This is a genomic window from Micromonospora sp. NPDC048170 (assembly GCF_040652795.1).
Taxonomy (GTDB): domain Bacteria; phylum Actinomycetota; class Actinomycetes; order Mycobacteriales; family Micromonosporaceae; genus Micromonospora.
On sequence record NZ_JBEZMR010000024.1, the window covers coordinates 39,772 to 55,980 of the forward strand.

Here is a 16,209-nt window from a genome sequence, read left to right on the forward strand (position 1 = left end):
GCGCACGGATCACATCCGGAAGACGCCGAAGCCGTCGGCGCCCCTGACCGGTGCGTTGTGGATCGCCGACAGGCAGAGCCCGAGCACGGTACGGGTGTCCCGGGGGTCGATCACCCCGTCGTCGTAGAGCCGGCCGGAGAGGAAGAGCGCGCCGGACTGGGACTCGATCTGCTGCTCGACCATCATCCGCATCGCGGTGTCGGAGTCCTCGTCGTAGTCGCGGCCCCGGGCGGCGGCGGCCTGCCGGGCCACGATGGAGAGCACGCCGGCGAGCTGCGCCGGCCCCATCACCGCCGATTTGGCGTTCGGCCAGGTGAACAGGAACCTCGGCTCGTACGCCCGGCCGCACATGCCGTAGTTGCCGGCGCCGTAGGAGGCGCCCAGGTTGACCGTCAGGTGCGGCACGGTCGAGTTCGACACCGCGTTGATCATCAGGGCGCCGTGCTTGATGATGCCGCGCTGCTCGTACTCGGTGCCGACCATGTAGCCGGTGGTGTTCTGGAGGAAGACCAGCGGGGTGTCGGCGGCGTTGGCGAGCTGGATGAACTGGGCCGCCTTCTGCGCCTCCTCGCTGAACAGCACGCCCCGCGCGTTGGCCAGCACCCCGACCGGGTAGCCGTGCAGCTCGCCCCAGCCGGTCACCAGGGCGGTGCCGTAGTTGGGCTTGAACTCGTCGAACTCGCTGCCGTCGAGCACCCGGGCCAGCACCTCGCGCGGGTCGAACGGCACCTTCAGGTCGGCGCTGGCGATGCCGAGCAGTTCCCCCGCGTCGTACCTCGGCGGCTGCGGGGACGGGTTGCGCGGCGGCGGGCCGTGCTTGCGCCAGTTCAGCCGGCGTACGCACTGCCGGGCCAGCCGGATGCCGTCCCGCTCGTCGGAGGCCAGATGGTCCGCGAGCCCCGACGTCGTGGCGTGCATGGCGGCCCCGCCGAGAGACTCGTCGTCGGTGATCTCGCCGGTGGCCATCTTCACCAGCGGTGGCCCGGCCAGGTAGACCTGCGACCGGTCCCGGATCATGATCACGTGGTCGGACATGCCCGGCACGTACGCGCCCCCGGCGGTGGCGTTGCCGAAGACCACGCTGACCGTGGGGATCCTGGCGGCCGAGAGCCGGGTCAGGTCGCGGAACACCCGTCCACCCGGGATGAAGATCTCCGCCTGGGTGGGCAGGTCCGCGCCGGCCGACTCGACCAGGTTCACCATCGGCAGCCGGTTGGCCAGGGCGATCTCACCGGCCCGGCGCGTCTTGGCGAGCGACCACGGGTTCACCGCGCCGCCGCGTACCGTCGGGTCGTTCGCGACGACGAGGCACTCGACGCCCTCGACCACGCCGATGCCGGTCACCACGCTGGCGCCCACGGGAAAGTCGGTGCCGTACGCCGCCACCGGTGACAGCTCCAGGAACGGGCTGTCCGGGTCGAGGAGCAGCTCGATCCGCTCCCGGGGGAGCAGCTTGCCCCGCCCGTGGTGCCGGGTCACGTACTTCTCGCCGCCGCCGGAGCGGGCCTGGTCGAGGGCGACGTCCAGCTCGGCGAGGCGCTCCAGCAGGGCCTCCCGGTTGGCCAGGTGCCCCGGCGAGGCCGGATCGACCGCGCTGCGCAGAGTACTCACAGGGCCTCCTTCGTTCGTGACTGCGGGGCTCGCAGACCCGGCTCACTCCTCGCACTCACAGGCCCATGCCCTTCGCGATGATCTCGTTCATGATCTCGGTGGTGCCGCCGCCGATGCCGAGGATCCGGGCGTCCCGGTAGTGCCGCTCCACCTCGGCGTCGCGCAGGTAGCCGTAGCCGCCGTGCAACTGGAGCGACTGGTCGACGACCTCGGCGCAGGCGGCCACCGCGACGTTCTTCGCCATCGCCACCTCGGTCACCACCGGCTCGCCCGCCGCCACCCGCGCCGCCACCTGGTGCACGTACGCCCGGGCCGCCTCGGCGCGGGTGTGCATCTCGGCCAGCCGGTGCCGGACGAGCTGCCGGCTCGCCAGGGGACGGCCGAACGTGGACCGGTCGCGGCACCAGCGCACCGCCAGCTCCACGGAACGCTGCGCGATGGCGTACGCCTGGGTGGCGAGGGAGAGCCGTTCCGCGGCGAAGTTCTGCATGATCGCCAGGAAGGCCGTGTTCTCCTCGCCGACCCGGTGGGACACCGGCACCCGTACGTCGGCGAACGACAGCTCGGCGGTGTCCGAGCAGTGCCAGCCGAGCTTCTCCAGCCGGCGGCCGACGGTGAAGCCGGGCGTTCCCTTGTCCACCACCAGCAGGGTCAGGGCGCCGGTGCCGGGCGGCAGGGTGCAGACCGCGGTGGTCACGAAGTCGGCCCGGACGCCGCTGGTGATGTAGGTCTTCGACCCGTTGACCACGTAGTGGTCGCCGTCCCGCTGCGCGTGGGTGCGGATGCTCGCCACGTCCGAACCGCCGTCGGGTTCGGTGATCGCCAGCGCGCCGATCATGGTGCCGGCCAGCGTCGGCCGGACGTACCGGTCGATCAGGTTCGCGTCGCCGGAGGCGACGATGTGCGGCAGCGCGATGCCGTGGGTGAAGAGCGCGGCGATCAGCCCGGACGAGCCGCCGGAGCGGATCACCTCCTCGGTGACGATGATCGAGTCGAGCAGGTCCCCGCCGCTGCCGCCGACGGCCTCCGGGAAGCCGATGCCGAGCAGGCCGAGCTTGGCGGCCGTGGCGTGCAGCTCGCGGGGGATCTCGCCGGCCCGCTCCCAGTCGTCCAGGTGCGGCAGCACCTCCCGGGTGACGAAGGCACGGGTCAGCTCCCGCAGCTGCCGCCGTTCCGGCGTGTCCACGATGGTCATCGGCCCTCCCGGGACGTGGATCCGCCGGCCGGTGCCTCCGGGCCGATCGGTCTGTTCGGACCGGGCGGGAGTGCCGGGCCGGCCGTCAGCTCCGCCGGCAGGTCGACGAGCCGGGAGCGGAGCAGCTCGCCGAGCGCCTTGGCCTGTGGGTCGAACCGGGTGGAGGCGGCCACGCCCTGCCCGAGCAGGCCCCGGACGACGAAGTTGACCGCCCGCAGGTTCGGCAGCTCGTACCGCTCGACGGTCAGCGGCGCGGTCTCCGGCAGCAGCTCGCGCAGCCGGGCGGTGGTGAGCCAGCCGCGCAGCCACGACCAGGTCGCGTCGGTGCGGGCCCAGACGCCCAGATTGGCGTCGCCGCCCTTGTCGCCGGATCGGGCCCCGACCAGCTCGCCGAGCGGCGCGCGCCGGGTACGGCGGTCGGGCACGGCCGGCGGCGGGTCGGCGGGCGCCGGTCCGCCAGCCGTCTCGGCGGTAGGCGCCGGTCCGCCGGCCGGGTCGGCGGTAGGGGCCGGTGGCGCGATCGGCACCCGCTCGCCGGAGGGGAGCACCGCGACGTGCGGCACCGCGTCCTGCGGCACGGCGTCGGCGGTGAACACCCCGTAGGGCGTCGCGTCGCCGGGCGGCGTGGTCAGCGTGCAACCGGGATAGGAGGCCAGGGCCAGTTCCACCGCGGCGGCCGAGAAGGCCCGCCCGGCCCGCGCCCGGTCACCGTCCCGCAGGTGTACGTGCAGCAGCGCGCTCGCCGCCTCGGTGTCGGCCGCGTCCGGGTGGTCGGTGCGGGCCAGGACGAACTCCAGCCCCTCCGGGCCGACTGCCGCCTCGACCTGACTCCGGAGCAGGGCCGCCTTGGCGGGGATGTCGAGCCCGCACAGGACGAAGGTCATCGAGTTGCGGAAGCCGCCGAGGTTGTTGACGCCGACCTTCAGGGTGCCCGGCGGGGGCGTGCCCCGGACGCCGCTCACCCGCACCCGGTCCGGCCCGTCGGCGTCCAGCTCGACCGTGTCCAGCCGGGTCACCACGTCCGGGCCGAGGTAGGCCGGGTCGCCGACCTCGTAGAGCAGCTGGGCGGTGACCGTCTCCACGGTGACCGCGCCGCCCGTGCCCGGGTGTTTGGTGATCACGCAGGAGCCGTCGGGGTGCAGTTCGGCGACCGGGAAGCCGGGGTGGCGCCCGCCGTCGGGCAGCTCGGTGAAGAAGCTGAAGTTGCCCCCGGTCACCTGCGCCCCGCATTCGAGGAGGTGACCGGCGACGGTTGCCCCGGCGAGCGCGTCGAGGTCGTCGCGGCCCCAGCCGAACCGGGCGATCGCCGGCCCGACCACCAGGGACGCGTCGGTCACCCGGCCGGTGACCACCACGTCCGCCCCGCCGTCCAGGCAGGCGGCGATGCCGTACGCCCCCAGGTAGGCGTTCGCCGTCAGCGCGTCCGGGCGGGCGAGGGCGTCGCCCTCGACGTACCCGACCCGTACGGTCAGGCCGAGCCGGTCGGCGAGGGACCCGATCGCGGCGGCCAGCCCCGCCGGGTTCAGGCCGCCCGCGTTGGTCACGATCCGCACGCCACGGTCCAGCGCGGTGCCGAGGCAGCCCTCCAACTGGCGCAGGAAGGTCTTCGCGTAGCCGAGGGTGGGGTCGCGTAGCCGGTCCCGGCCGAGGATCAGCATGGTCAGCTCGGCCAGGTAGTCGCCGGTCAGCACGTCCAGTTGGCCGCCGTCGAGCATCTCCCGCCAGGCGCTGGACCGGTCGCCGTAGAAGCCGGAGGCGTTGCCCACCCGCAGCACGCCGCTCACGCCGGCACCTTGCCGGCGGCCAGCGGTGGGCGGCCGGGGCCGGGTGGGCCGGCGAAGACCTGCGCGACGTCCAGCCACGCGTCGGCGACCGGGCCGGTCGCCGCCAGCGCCAGGTCGGCGCGGTGCCGCCGCTGGGTGACCAGCAGGCAGAAGTCGAGTGCCGGGCCGGTGACCCGGTCTGCGGCGTCGGCCGGGCCGTACGTCCAGGTGTCGCCGTCCGGCGCGGCCAGCTCGACCCGCACCGGCACCGTCGGCGCCGGCCGGCCGTGGGCGGTGAAGCTGTGGCCGAAAGTACGGAAGCCGAGGTGCGCGACGTGCCGGAGCCGGGCGGTGCCGGGGCGGGTCACGCCGAGCGCGTCGGCCACGTCGGTGCCGTGCGCCCAGGTCTCCATGATCCGGGCGGTGGCCATCGAGGCGGCCGACATCCGGGTGCCGAACCACGGCAGCTTCCCGCCCTCCGGCACGTGCGACAGCGCGTCGGCGAGCGCCGCCCGGCCGGCCCGCCAGCGGGGGAGCAGCTCGGCCGACGGGGCGAGGAAGTCCTCCGCGCCGGCGTCGACGAGTCGGGCGGGGTCGGGGGCGGTGACCACGAGGGCGAGGAACGCGTCGGCGTCGGTGGCGGCGAGCAGCGCCACGTGGTCGGTCCAGGCGAGGTGGGCGATCTGGTGCCCGACACTCCAGCCCGGCGACGGCGTGACCCGCCCCCAGTCGGCCGGCGGCGGGCCGGCCACCAGGGCGTCGAGCTCCTCGGACTCGTCGGCCAGGTCCGCGAGCAGGGCCTTGAGGTCGACCATGGTGCCTCCGGGGGCTGGGCGGGCTGGTCAGGGCGGGCGGTCAGGGAGTGAGCAGGGTGGCGAGTTGTCGCTTCCAGGTGCGCAGCAGCGCGGTGCGGCGGGCCGAGTCGTCGTTGAGCAGGTTGGCCACGCCGAGCCCGCGGAGCAGATCGAGGGTGGCCTGCACGGCCTCGCGTACGCCAGGGCGGCGTTCGTCCACGTCGAGCAGCGCGACGGTGAGCCGGTGCATCTCGCGGCCGACCCGGGCCTCCAGCGGCACCAGGGCCTCGCGCAGCTCCCGGTCGGTGCGCGCGGCGACCCAGAGCTCGAGGGCGGCGACGAAGAGCGGGCCGGTGAAGGCCGCGCCGAGCAGGTCGATCACCCGGTCGAGCCGTTGCGGGCCGGGCGGCAGCGCCTCGGCCTCGGTGCGCAGCTCCTCCGCCCGCCGTTCGGCGAGGTGGGCGACGGCGGCCGTGACCAGCGCGGCCTTGGTGGGGTAGTGGTGCAGCTGGGCACCGCGCGAGACGCCGGCCCGGGCCGCGACGACGGTGGTGGTGGTGCCGGACCAGCCGTGCTCGACCAGGCACTCGACGGTCGCCTCCAGCAGCCGGGCCTGGGTGGCGCGGCTGCGCTCCTGCTGGGGGACGCGGGTCGATGCGGGCACGGGGACAGCGTGCCGCCGCAGAAACAAACAGTCAAGACTGACTTTTTCAGGTGGTCACCGACGGTGAGCGTGACCAGCCCCGCTCCGGTCCAGACGGCCGACCTCGACTTGATCGGTCATTCGGATGTGTCGGATCGGGTCTTCGGCAGGACCGGCCTGCTCGGGTGTGTCGAGGTCAGCCTTTGACGGGCCCGGTCTTGCGGACGTGGCGGCCTAGCCCTCGACGGGACCGGCCTGCTCGGGTGTGCCTAGGTCAGCCTTGACGGGCCAGTCCCTGACACGCTGTCGAGCTGCCCCATACACGGGGCAGGGTTTGCTGGGCTGCCGGGACCCGTGGCTGCGGGGCGGAACCGTGGCCCTGACTCTCGTCGGGCGGGGCCGGCTCGACCTTGTGCGGGTGAGGGCTCGCTCGGCTCTCGTGTGGGCGGGGCCGGCTCGACCTTTGCGCGGGCGGGGCCGGCTTGGCTTTCGTGCGGGTGGGGCTCGCTCGGCTCTCATATGGGCGAAGCCGGCTTGACCTTTGTGTGGGCGGGGCCGGCTCGCCCGGATAGGCGACCGGCCGGGCCGCCGCGTAGTCGGTGGCCGGAAACGTATGCGCCTCGAGCCGGAGGCGCCGCTGGGCGCATTGATGGGGCAGCTCGACAGCGTGCGACGAGGACATCGGAGGCCGGGCCCGTTGCAGCGTGGCCAGCCCAGCCCAGGCCCTCAGCCCCAGCCCAGGCCCCCGGCCCCAGTCGTTGCTGCGGCTCGGCTCAGCGGCCGTCGCGCGGGGCGAACACCGCCAGGGCATCGGCGTCGCTGTGCCGGGAGCGGAGGTACTCGTCGGCCCACCCGGCGGCGTCGGGAAAGCCCGACTCGGCGGCAACCCGGGCGCAGGCGGTGTCCACGTCGAAGGAGGTGCGCCGCAGGTGCACCCCGGGCCCGAGCAGCGCCCAGAAGGCGCCGGGGCCGCCGTAGGGCATGCCGATGCTGCCCGGGTTGACGATCAGCCGGCGGTCGGCCAGCCGGGTGAACGGCATGTGGGTGTGCCCGCAGACCACCGTTCCGACCTCGGCCGGTACGTCGGCGAGCACCTCCGCCCAGCGTTGCATCCGGGAGTCGACGAGCACGACCTCCTCGTCGTCACGAGGGGTGGCGTGGCAGAACAGCACCGGGCCGAGGCCAGCGACCTCCAGCGTGACCGTCAGCGGCAGCGCCGCCAACCGGGCCACCTGGTCGTCGCGGAGTTGCGCGGCGGCCCAGTTGGAGACGTCGATCGGGGAAGGGCGGCCGGCCCGGGCCTCCACCAGCTCGCGGTCGGCGTTGCCCCGCACCCAGCAGACCCGGTCGCCGAGGCCGGCGAGCAGGTCCAGCACCTCGACCGGCTGCGGACCGGCCGCGATGTCGCCGGTGAGCACGATCAGGTCGGCGGCGGCGACGTCCGGCTCGGCCAGTACGGCCTCCAGCGCCGGCAGCGCCCCGTGGATGTCGGAAAGAACGGCGACCTTGTCCAGCATCGCCCCACCGTGCCCGCGGGGCCGCGCCGGTGTCCAGCGATTCTGCCCCGGGCAGACGGAGCCCGGGGCGGACCCGCCGGGAAGACGTCAGACGCGGGCGCGGCGGGCCAGACGCTCCGGGTCGAGGATGATGATGCTCTTGCCGTCCAGACGCAGCCAGCCGCGCGAGGCGAAGTCGGCCAGCGCCTTGTTGACGGTCTCCCGGGAGGCGCCGACGAGCTGGGCGATCTCCTCCTGGGTGAGGTCGTGGGTCACGCGCAGCACGCCGCCGTCGCGGGTGCCGAAGCGGCCGGCCATCTGGAGCAGGTTCTTGGCGACGCGGCCGGGCACGTCGGTGAAGATCAGGTCGGCCAGCGAGTCGTTCGTCCGCCGCAGCCGGCGGGCGAGCACCCGGAGCAGTTGCTCGGCGATCTCCGGCCGGTTGTTCAACCAGGGACGCAGGGCCTGCTTGCGCAGCCGCACCAGTCGGGTGTCGGTGACCGCGGTGGCGGTCGCCGTGCGCGGGCCGGGGTCGAAGAGCGACAGCTCACCGACCATGTCCGACGGGCCCATGACCGCGATCAGGTTCTGCCGGCCGTCGGCGGCCCGCCGGCCCACCTTGATCTTGCCGGACAGCAGGATGTAGAGACTGTCGCCGGGTTCGCCCTCGTTGAAGACGATTTCGCCCTTGCGGACCTCGAGCGTCTCCATCTCCTTGGCGAGTGCCTCGGCCGCCTCCGGGTCGACGCCCTGGAAGATCCCGCTGCGAGCCAGTACCTCATCCATCGCGCACCTCCGCCTGCGCGTGCCGTCCGTCGGCCGGGTCCGCCGTCCGCTGATCCCTCGCGCGTCGCCAGTCTAGGCGCACGTGAGCAGCAATCAGAGGTGCACCCCTGGAATCTTGATCGTTGGGCGTAACCCGCCCGACCTGATCAAGCAGTAGTATCGAACGCCGTCCGGGCGCCGACGGACCGGTCGGCGTCGGGTCGTAGGGTCACCACGTGCTGAGCGAACCCGTGTTGACCGCCCGTCACGAGGACGGTCGGGACGTCCCGCTGCTGGTCTGGCGAGCCGACCGCCCGCTGCGTACGGTCAGCTCCGCGCCGCTGGGCGGCGGGCTCGGTGTCCGGCACTGGGTCGTCAACGCGACCGTGCACATGTCGTACGACCGGGACGACCCCGCCGACCACCTGGCCGAACTCGCCGACCGGCTCGACCTCGACGGGCCCGGGGTCGGCCTGCTGACCGGGGTGGACGTCGCCGAGGTGGTCGCCCGTACGGACACCGGCGTGCGGGTCTGGGCGACAGTCGGCCTGGGCACGCCGGTCCGGGCGGCGGAGCCCGCCCCGGCGGCGCTGGCCCAGCGGGTCGGCACTGTCAACATCGTCGTGTACGTCCCCGCCCGGCTCGGCGACGCCGCCCTGGTCAACGCGGTGGCCACGGCCACCGAGGCGAAGGCACAGGCGATCGCGGAGCTGGGTGTGCCGGGCACCGGCACCCCGACCGACGCGGTCACCGTCCTCTGCCCGGTCGACGGCCCGGAATCGGCGTACGGCGGACCGCGCTCCACCTGGGGCGCCCCGCTGGCCCGGGCCGTGCATGCCGCGGTGGCGGCCGGCGGCGCGGGCACCGTGGTCCCGTGGTCGGATCGACCGGCGGGCTGATACTCCACCCGATCGGCTCTCGTTTCGGCGTTGCGTACCCGATAGGGTCGCGCTCGATGTACGCTGCCGCCTCCCCTCCGCGCCGCCGGGCCGCGCTCGCCCTCGGCGCGCTGCTCGCTGTCCTGCTCACCGCCGGCTGCGGGGGTCCCGGTTCCCGGGCCGACGCGGTCTGGCAGCCCGGCGCGGGTGGCGGCGACACCGGCGCCCCGGTCCGCTCCGGCGAGCCCACACAGCCCGCCGAACAGACGATCTCGCTGTCGGCGACCGGCGACATCATCATCGGCAACGCGCCGAACCGGCTGCCCCCCAACGGCGGGAAGGGCTTCTTCGACTCGGTCAAGAAGGCGCTCGCCGCCGACCTGGTGATGGGCAACCTGGAGGAGCCGCTGACGGTCGACACCGGCACCGGCAAGTGCGGCCCGAACTCGACCCGCTGCTTCCAGTTCCGGGCCCCGCCCGAGTACGCCGCACACCTGCGCGACGCCGGCTTCGACCTGCTCAACCAGGCCAACAACCACGGCTACGACTTCGGCCCGAAGGGCTACGAGAACACCCAGAAGGCGCTGGAGAAGTACGACCTCGCGCACACCGGGGCGCCCGACCAGATCACCGTGGTCGACGTCAAGGGGGTCAAGGTCGCCGTGGCCGGCTTCTCGTCGTACGTCTGGTCCAACAGCCTCACCAACATCGCCGCGGCGAAGAAGGTGATCACCAAGGCGGCCGGCATGGCCGACGTGGTCGTGGTGCAGGTGCACATGGGCGGCGAGGGCTCCGAGAAGACGCGGGTCCGGCCAGGGACCGAGATGTTCCTCGGCGAGAACCGGGGCGATCCGATCAAGTTCTCCAAGGCGATGATCGACGCCGGGGCGGACCTGATCGTCGGGCACGGTCCGCACGTGCTGCGCGGCATGGAGTTCTACAAGGGCCGGCTGATCGCGTACAGCCTGGGCAACTTCGCCGGTGGAGGCAACTCGCTGAGCAACGCCGGCCGGCTCGGCTGGGGCGGGGTGCTCAAGGTGTCGCTGAAGCCGGACGGCAGCTGGGCCGGCGGCTCGTTCGCCTCGACGTACATGAACTCCATCGGCAAGCCGACCATGGACGGCGACGACCGCGGGCTCGGCCTGCTGAAGCAGTTGACCAAGAGCGACTTCCCGGAGACCGGCGCCAGTTTCGACGACTCCGGCGAGATCAGCGCACCGCAGGGCGGCTGACCCGGGCCGCACGCCGTGTGGACCCGGCCGACCGTCGGCCGGGCGACGTAGGCTGGCCGGCGTGACCACGAGTTCCTCCGGCTTCACCGAGACCGACCTCGGGCGCACCCGTCGCGCCCGGCGGATCGGCCGGACACTGGCCGACACCCACCCCGACGCGCATTGTGAACTGGACCACTCCAATCCCCTGGAGCTGGCCGTCGCGACGATCCTCTCCGCGCAGTGCACGGACAAGAAGGTCAACGAGGTCACCCCGAAGCTCTTCGCCCGCTACCCGACCGCCGCCGACTACGCGGGGGCGGATCGGGCGGAGCTGGAGGAGCTGATCCGGCCCACCGGCTTCTACCGGAACAAGACCGACTCGCTGATCAAGCTCGGCCAGGCCCTCGTGGAGCGGTACGACAGCCGGGTCCCCGGCAGGCTCACGGACCTGGTGACGCTGCCCGGCATCGGCCGCAAGACCGCCAACGTCATCCTCGGCAACGCCTTCGACGTGCCCGGGATCACCGTCGACACCCACTTCCAGCGGCTGGTCCAGCGCTGGCGGCTGACCGCCGAGACCGACCCGGTCAAGATCGAGCACGCGATCGGGGCGCGCTTCCCCCGGCGCGACTGGACCATGCTGTCGCACCGGATCATCTTCCACGGCCGGCGGGTCTGCCACGCCCGCAAGCCGGCCTGCGGGGCGTGCACGCTGGCGAAGCTCTGCCCCTCGTACGGCACCGGCCCGACCGAGCCGGCAGCGGCGGCGAAGCTGCTCAAGGGCCCCCGGGCCCGGGACCTGGCGATGGCGGCCGGGGTCGATCCGGAGCTGGTGCCGGTCCAGGCAGTCGTGGCGGAGGCGCCGTGAGCGCGAGGAATGAGCCGGTGTTGCGAGCCCCGCAGTCGCGAACCACGATGAGCCGCCGACTCGCCGCCCTGCTGGTGCCCGTGCTGCTGGCCGCCGCCGGGTGCACCGCCGGCACCGAGGAGAAGGATCCGGGCCCGTCCGGCCGGCAGCAGGCCGCCGCCAACCGGCCGTCGCCCTTCCAGGACTGCTCCGCGCTCGGCACCCCTCCCGCGTCCGCCGCGCCGGCCGCCCCGTCCGGTGGCGGAGGGCAGGCGCTGCCCGAGCTGACCCTGAACTGCTTCACCGGCGGCGCCCCGGTCGCCCTGCGGGACCTGCGCGGCCCGGCGGTGATCAACATCTGGGCCTCCTGGTGCCCGCCCTGCCGCAAGGAGCTGCCCGCCTTCCAGCGGCTCAGCGAGCGGGCCGCCGGCCAGCTCCAGGTGATCGGGGTCAACAACCAGGACGGCCGGGAGGCGGCCCAGGCCATCGGCGAGGACTTCGGCATCCGCTTCCCGGTGCTGGTCGATCAGGGCGAGCGCCTGAAACGGGAGCTGAACCGCAAGGCCATCCCCCTGACCGTCTTCGTCGACGGACAGGGCGGCGTCCGGCACGTCGACTCCTCCGGCGCCCTGGACGACGCCCGCCTGACGGAGCTCGTCCGCCAGCACCTCGGCCTGACGGTGCCGGCGTGAGCCGTCGACGGGCGCGGCGGGGCGCGGGGGTGCCGGCATGAGTCGCCGGCCGCCGGGCTGGCTCGACCCGCTGGTGACCCGGCTCGGCAGCGCACGCAGCGAGGACTTCACCCGGCTGGTCACCCCGGAGAGCGGAGGGCGGGAGAGCGCGGTGCTGGTGCTGCTCGGCGAGCAGCCCGACACCGGCCCGGACGTGCTGATCCTCCAGCGGGCGGCCACCCTGCGCAACCACGCCGGCCAGCCGGCCTTTCCCGGCGGCGCGGCCGACCCGGAGGACGCCGACGTCCGGGCGACCGCGTTGCGTGAGGCGAACGAGGAGGTCGGCCTCGACCCGACCAGCGTCACCGTCCTGGCCGAGCTGCCGAAGCTCTGGATCCCGGTCAGCGACTTCGTGGTCACCCCCGTGCTCGCCTGGTGGCACGACCCGCACCCGGTGCATCCCCGGGAGCCGGCCGAGGTGGCGCACGTGGCCCGGCTGCCCGTCACCGAGCTGATCGACCCGGCGAACCGGATGCGGGTACGCCACCCGAGCGGCTGGATCGGTCCGGCCTTCTCGGCGCGCGGGATGCTGGTCTGGGGATTCACCGCCGGGGTGCTGTCCGCCCTGCTGGAGATGGGCGGCTGGGCCCGGCCGTGGCCGCACGACCGGGTCGTGGAGCTGCCGCCGCCCGGCGCCACCCCGGCGCCCTCGGCCGGCACCGACGCGGTCGACGAGACCCCGGTGCGCTGACCGGACGGTCACCTTCCGCAACCGATGGTCATCTCGCGGGCGCGGTGCCCGTACGCTTGACGGGTGTCCGCCGTGGATCTCGTACTGCTGCTGCTCATGCTCGTGTTCGCGATCAGCGGATACCGTCAGGGCTTCGTCATCGGGGTGCTGTCGTTCTCCGGCTTCTTCCTGGGCGCGCTGGTGGGCCTCCAACTGGGGCCGCTGCTGGCCCAGCAGTTCGTCGACAGCGGCACCCGCGTGCTGATCTCCCTGGTGGCGATCTTCGGCCTGGCGGTGGTCGGCCAGGCGCTCGCCGGCTGGATCGGCTCCCACCTGCGCAAGACCATCACCAGCGACGTCGGCAAGCGGGTCGACGACGTCGGCGGGGCGTTCGTCTCGCTCGTCGCCGTGCTCCTGGTCGCCTGGCTCGTCGCGGTGCCGCTCGGCTCGTCGTCGCTGCCCTGGCTGGCCTCCTCGGTGCGCAACAGCGCGCTGCTCACCGTGGTCGACCGGGTCCTGCCCCACCAGGCGCAGCAGCTCTCCACGGCCCTGCGGGACACCGTCGACACCAACGGCTTCCCCGACGTCTTCGGCGACCTGGCACCCACCCGGGCCCGGCAGGTGTCCCCGCCCGACCCGGCGCTCGCCGGCTCCCAGGTGGTGGTCAACAGCCAGCGTTCGGTGGTCAAGGTCCTCGGCTCCGCCCCGAGCTGTTCGCGCCGGATCGAGGGCTCCGGCTTCGTATACGCCGACGACCGGGTCATGACCAACGCCCACGTCGTCGCCGGAACCCGCTCGACCGTCGTCGAGCTGAACGGCGAACGGTACGACAGCAAGGTGGTCGTCTACGACCCCGACCGGGACCTGGCCGTGCTGCACGTGCCCAGGCTGCCCGGCCCGTCGATGCGTTTCGCCGCCGGCAACGCGGGCAGCGGCGCGGACGCGATCGTGCTGGGCTTCCCGCTCGACGGTCCGTACAACGCCCAGTCGGCGCGGATCCGGGACGTCGACCGGATCACCGGGCCGGACATCTACTCCGCCGGCAACGTGACCCGGGAGGTCTACACGATCCGGGCGCTCGTGCAGAGCGGCAACTCCGGCGGCCCGCTGGTCTCCTCGAACGGGCTGGTGCTCGGGGTGATCTTCGCGGCGGCGGCCGACGACCCGAACACCGGTTTCGCGGTCACCGCGGCCGAAGCCCGTCCGGTCGCCCTGGCCGGCGCCGAGCGCACCCGCGCCGTCGGCACCGGCAAGTGCACCTGACCCCTGGTCAGCTCCCCACCCCCGCCGCCGGCCCGTGGGCCTGCTCGGCCGCCGGCCGGCCGGGCGGGGCGGCCCGCCAGACGGTGAGGGCGGCGGCCGTCGCGGCCACCACGGCCGCGCCGAGCAGCCAGCCGGCCAGCACGTCGCTGGTCCAGTGCACGCCGAGGGCCACCCGGCTGAACCCGGTCACCAGGGCGAGCAGCAGGGCGGCCGGCCACACCACCCGGCGCGCGACCGGTCGCACGTACGGGAGGAAGACCACCAGCAGCACCCCGGCGGCGAGGGCGGCGTTGAGCGCGTGCCCGGACGGGAACGCCAGGCCGGGTGCCTCGGCCACCGGGTCGGGCAGGTCCGGCCGGGGTCGACCGAAGAGCAGCTTGAGCAGCGGGCTGAGCAGGCCACCGACCGCCATGGTGACGGCCACCCAGACCGCCAGTTGCCGGGCCCCCCGGCGGACCAGCCAGAGGACCAGGACCAGGGCCCCGACGCGCAGCGGCATCGGGGCGAACACGTCGGTCCAGAGGGCCATCAGGCGTACCCATGCCGGATGGTCGGCGGCGTAGCCGGCCAGCGCGTCGGTGACCGTCGTGTCCAGCCGGCGCAGCGGGGGCCAGTCTCCCAGGACCAGGACCGCCAGCAGCGTGAACGGCACCGCCACCAGGAACGCGGCCACCGCGGCGAGGGTCAGCCGGAGGCCCCGGGCGTCGTCCGGGTGCAGGCGGCGGCCATGCCACGAGGATCGCGGTGGGGCGGCGAGGGCACGCGGGCCGGGCGGGCTCATGACACCTGTCCTACCCGGGCCACGGCCCGGTCAGACCCGGTACCGGCCGTCCAGCCGGGCTGGTTTCCCTCGACAGGCCGACCACCGTCGTCCAGGGCGACGCCGTTCCTCCCGGAGGTCGCACGGCGGCCGGGCCGGCCGTTCAGTGCGCCGGCGGGCGACGCCACGTCCCGGCGGCGTGCCGGGACGAGGCCAGCTGGGTCCACCGGCGGAACCGGCGCACCATCAGCGCCGCCCCGGCCAGCAGGGCGACGAAGAACGCCGCCCCGGTCCACAACTGCTCCGGCGTGCTCTCCTCGTGCGCGCCCGCCGGCTGCGCCGCCCACCGGGACTGCTGGCGCGGGGCGGTGAAGCCGAGCGGGTCACCGCCGACCCCCGCGACGTCGGGCTGCGTCGATCCCGGCGCCGGGCCGAACCCGACCACGCCCGGCGAGGACTGGTCGTCCAGCGGGTTGCGGCCGACCGGGCTCACCTCGGCGTTCAGCGCGGCGACCGGGTCGACCATGCCGTACCCGAAACGGTCGTCCCGGCCGTCCGAGCCGATGTCGCGGGCGGTGTTGAGCAGCCGGTTGACCACGTCGCCGGCGGACATCTGCGGGTAGCGGGCCCGCACCAGCGCGGCGGTGGCCGCGACCAGCGGCGCCGCGAAGCTGGTGCCCTGCACCCGCCAGTAGCCCCCCGGCCGGGCCCCGACCAGGCCGGTGGCGGGGGCGGTGAGCACGGTGGCCCGGCCGGTTATCGAACCCGACCAGAGGTTGTCGCTGTCGCGTTCCGACCCGGCGACGGCGACGACGCCCGGCTCGCGGGCCGGGTACCAGACCTTCTCCGTGGACGAGGTGCCCAGGTTTCCGGTGCAGGCGACCACGACGACGTCCCGGACGAAGGCGTAGTCGAGCGCCGCCGCCAGGGCGGGGCTGTCGCCGCTGCCGCCGAGGGACAGGTTGATCACGCGGGCGCCGTTGTCGACCGCCCAGCGCACGCCCTTGGCGACGATCAGCGCGTCGTCGTAGCGGTTCTCGGCGTCGAGAACCCGGACCGGGAGGATCCGGGCGTCCGGCGCCAGGCCGACGGCCCCCCGGCTGTCGTCGTTGCGGCCGGCGATCAGCCCGGCCACGGTGGTGCCGTGGCCGACCGGATCGGGATTCCCGGCCGAGCCCCCGGGAGCGACCAGGTCGAGGCCGGGCAGCACCTGGCCGGCCAGGTCGGGATGGGCGGCGTCCACACCGGAGTCGATCACCGCGACGGTGACTCCCCGCCCGGTCGAGCTGCGCCACGCGGTCTTCGCCTGCAACATGTCGAGCTGCCACTGCTCGTCGCGGACCTGGTCGGGGCGGTTCCTGCTGTCGGGGGCCGCGAGCGCCACCGGGACGACGGCGTCCGTCTGCTGGAGGACCGGCCGGGCGGCGGGCTGCCGAGGGGCGGCGTCGGCAGGCGTGACCGGACCCGCGACCGACACGACGACGGCCGCCACACCGAGCAACGTGCGTCCGGCGATCCGCCGAACCGCTGGCGGACAGCTGTGCCGCACGGTCGTCACATCCTCAGGCATCGCGACGCA

At 74.1% G+C, this 16,209-nt stretch carries 15 protein-coding genes; 6 read left to right on the plus strand and 9 right to left on the minus strand.

Features of this window, described 5'->3' with window-relative positions; translation table 11 throughout:
• Positions 1 to 9: 9 nt before the first annotated feature.
• From AB0D32_RS24520 to AB0D32_RS24550, 7 genes are all read right to left on the minus strand, one after another.
• Positions 10 to 1,611, minus strand: coding sequence for a carboxyl transferase domain-containing protein (locus AB0D32_RS24520; RefSeq protein WP_357094619.1), 1,602 nt, complete (start codon positions 1,609 to 1,611; stop codon positions 10 to 12).
• Positions 1,612 to 1,666: 55 nt separating this feature from the next.
• Positions 1,667 to 2,806 carry an acyl-CoA dehydrogenase family protein gene (locus tag AB0D32_RS24525; RefSeq protein ID WP_357094622.1) on the minus strand — a complete coding sequence of 380 codons (1,140 nt, stop codon included), beginning with the start codon at positions 2,804 to 2,806 and terminating at the stop codon, positions 1,667 to 1,669.
• Positions 2,803 to 4,590: an acyclic terpene utilization AtuA family protein gene (locus tag AB0D32_RS24530; protein WP_357094625.1), complete on the minus strand. Its 1,788-nt coding sequence runs from the start codon at positions 4,588 to 4,590 to the stop codon at positions 2,803 to 2,805. The genes AB0D32_RS24525 and AB0D32_RS24530 overlap by 4 nt, the downstream gene beginning before the upstream one ends.
• Positions 4,587 to 5,384, minus strand: a complete 798-nt coding sequence (locus AB0D32_RS24535) for a TIGR03084 family metal-binding protein (protein ID WP_357094629.1) — start codon at positions 5,382 to 5,384, stop codon at positions 4,587 to 4,589. The genes AB0D32_RS24530 and AB0D32_RS24535 overlap by 4 nt, the downstream gene beginning before the upstream one ends.
• A 40-nt stretch (positions 5,385 to 5,424) precedes the next feature.
• On the minus strand, positions 5,425 to 6,027 hold the full coding sequence (locus AB0D32_RS24540) for a TetR/AcrR family transcriptional regulator (RefSeq protein ID WP_357094632.1): 603 nt from the start codon (positions 6,025 to 6,027) through the stop codon (positions 5,425 to 5,427).
• Between the two features lie 752 nt (positions 6,028 to 6,779).
• Complete coding sequence (locus AB0D32_RS24545) at positions 6,780 to 7,523, minus strand: metallophosphoesterase family protein (RefSeq protein ID WP_357094635.1); 744 nt, start codon at positions 7,521 to 7,523, stop codon at positions 6,780 to 6,782.
• An 87-nt stretch (positions 7,524 to 7,610) separates the two neighbouring features.
• Positions 7,611 to 8,288 (minus strand): Crp/Fnr family transcriptional regulator, encoded by a 678-nt coding sequence (locus AB0D32_RS24550; protein WP_089003062.1) that lies wholly within the window; start codon positions 8,286 to 8,288, stop codon positions 7,611 to 7,613.
• A gap of 215 nt (positions 8,289 to 8,503) precedes the next feature.
• Here AB0D32_RS24550 and AB0D32_RS24555 point away from each other — a divergent pair, with 215 nt between their 5' ends.
• The 6 genes from AB0D32_RS24555 (at position 8,504) to AB0D32_RS24580 (ending at position 13,870) form a co-directional block, all read left to right on the plus strand.
• A complete protein-coding gene (locus tag AB0D32_RS24555; RefSeq protein ID WP_357094638.1) occupies positions 8,504 to 9,166 on the plus strand; it encodes an adenosylcobinamide amidohydrolase in 663 nt (220 codons plus the stop codon).
• 56 nt (positions 9,167 to 9,222) lie between these two features.
• Positions 9,223 to 10,377: a CapA family protein gene (locus tag AB0D32_RS24560; protein ID WP_357094641.1), complete on the plus strand. Its 1,155-nt coding sequence runs from the start codon at positions 9,223 to 9,225 to the stop codon at positions 10,375 to 10,377.
• A 61-nt stretch (positions 10,378 to 10,438) separates the two neighbouring features.
• Positions 10,439 to 11,227, plus strand: a complete 789-nt coding sequence (gene nth, locus AB0D32_RS24565; protein WP_357094644.1) for an endonuclease III — start codon at positions 10,439 to 10,441, stop codon at positions 11,225 to 11,227.
• 47 nt (positions 11,228 to 11,274) lie between these two features.
• The gene (locus AB0D32_RS24570) at positions 11,275 to 11,898 is read left to right on the plus strand and encodes a TlpA disulfide reductase family protein (RefSeq protein WP_357094792.1); all 624 of its coding nucleotides are present in this window, start codon (positions 11,275 to 11,277) and stop codon (positions 11,896 to 11,898) included.
• Positions 11,899 to 11,935: 37 nt separating this feature from the next.
• Entirely contained in the window at positions 11,936 to 12,628 is a 693-nt protein-coding gene (locus AB0D32_RS24575) for a CoA pyrophosphatase (RefSeq protein WP_357094647.1), read from the plus strand.
• Between the two features lie 63 nt (positions 12,629 to 12,691).
• Positions 12,692 to 13,870, plus strand: coding sequence for a MarP family serine protease (locus AB0D32_RS24580; RefSeq protein WP_357094650.1), 1,179 nt, complete (start codon positions 12,692 to 12,694; stop codon positions 13,868 to 13,870).
• A gap of 7 nt (positions 13,871 to 13,877) precedes the next feature.
• Here the strand turns inward: AB0D32_RS24580 and AB0D32_RS24585 are convergent, their stop codons facing one another.
• Positions 13,878 to 14,651, minus strand: a complete 774-nt coding sequence (locus tag AB0D32_RS24585) for a phosphatase PAP2 family protein (protein WP_357094653.1) — start codon at positions 14,649 to 14,651, stop codon at positions 13,878 to 13,880.
• Positions 14,652 to 14,793: 142 nt separating this feature from the next.
• The gene (gene mycP / locus AB0D32_RS24590; protein ID WP_357094656.1) at positions 14,794 to 16,200 is read right to left on the minus strand and encodes a type VII secretion-associated serine protease mycosin; all 1,407 of its coding nucleotides are present in this window, start codon (positions 16,198 to 16,200) and stop codon (positions 14,794 to 14,796) included.
• Between the last annotated feature and the right edge of the window lie 9 nt (positions 16,201 to 16,209).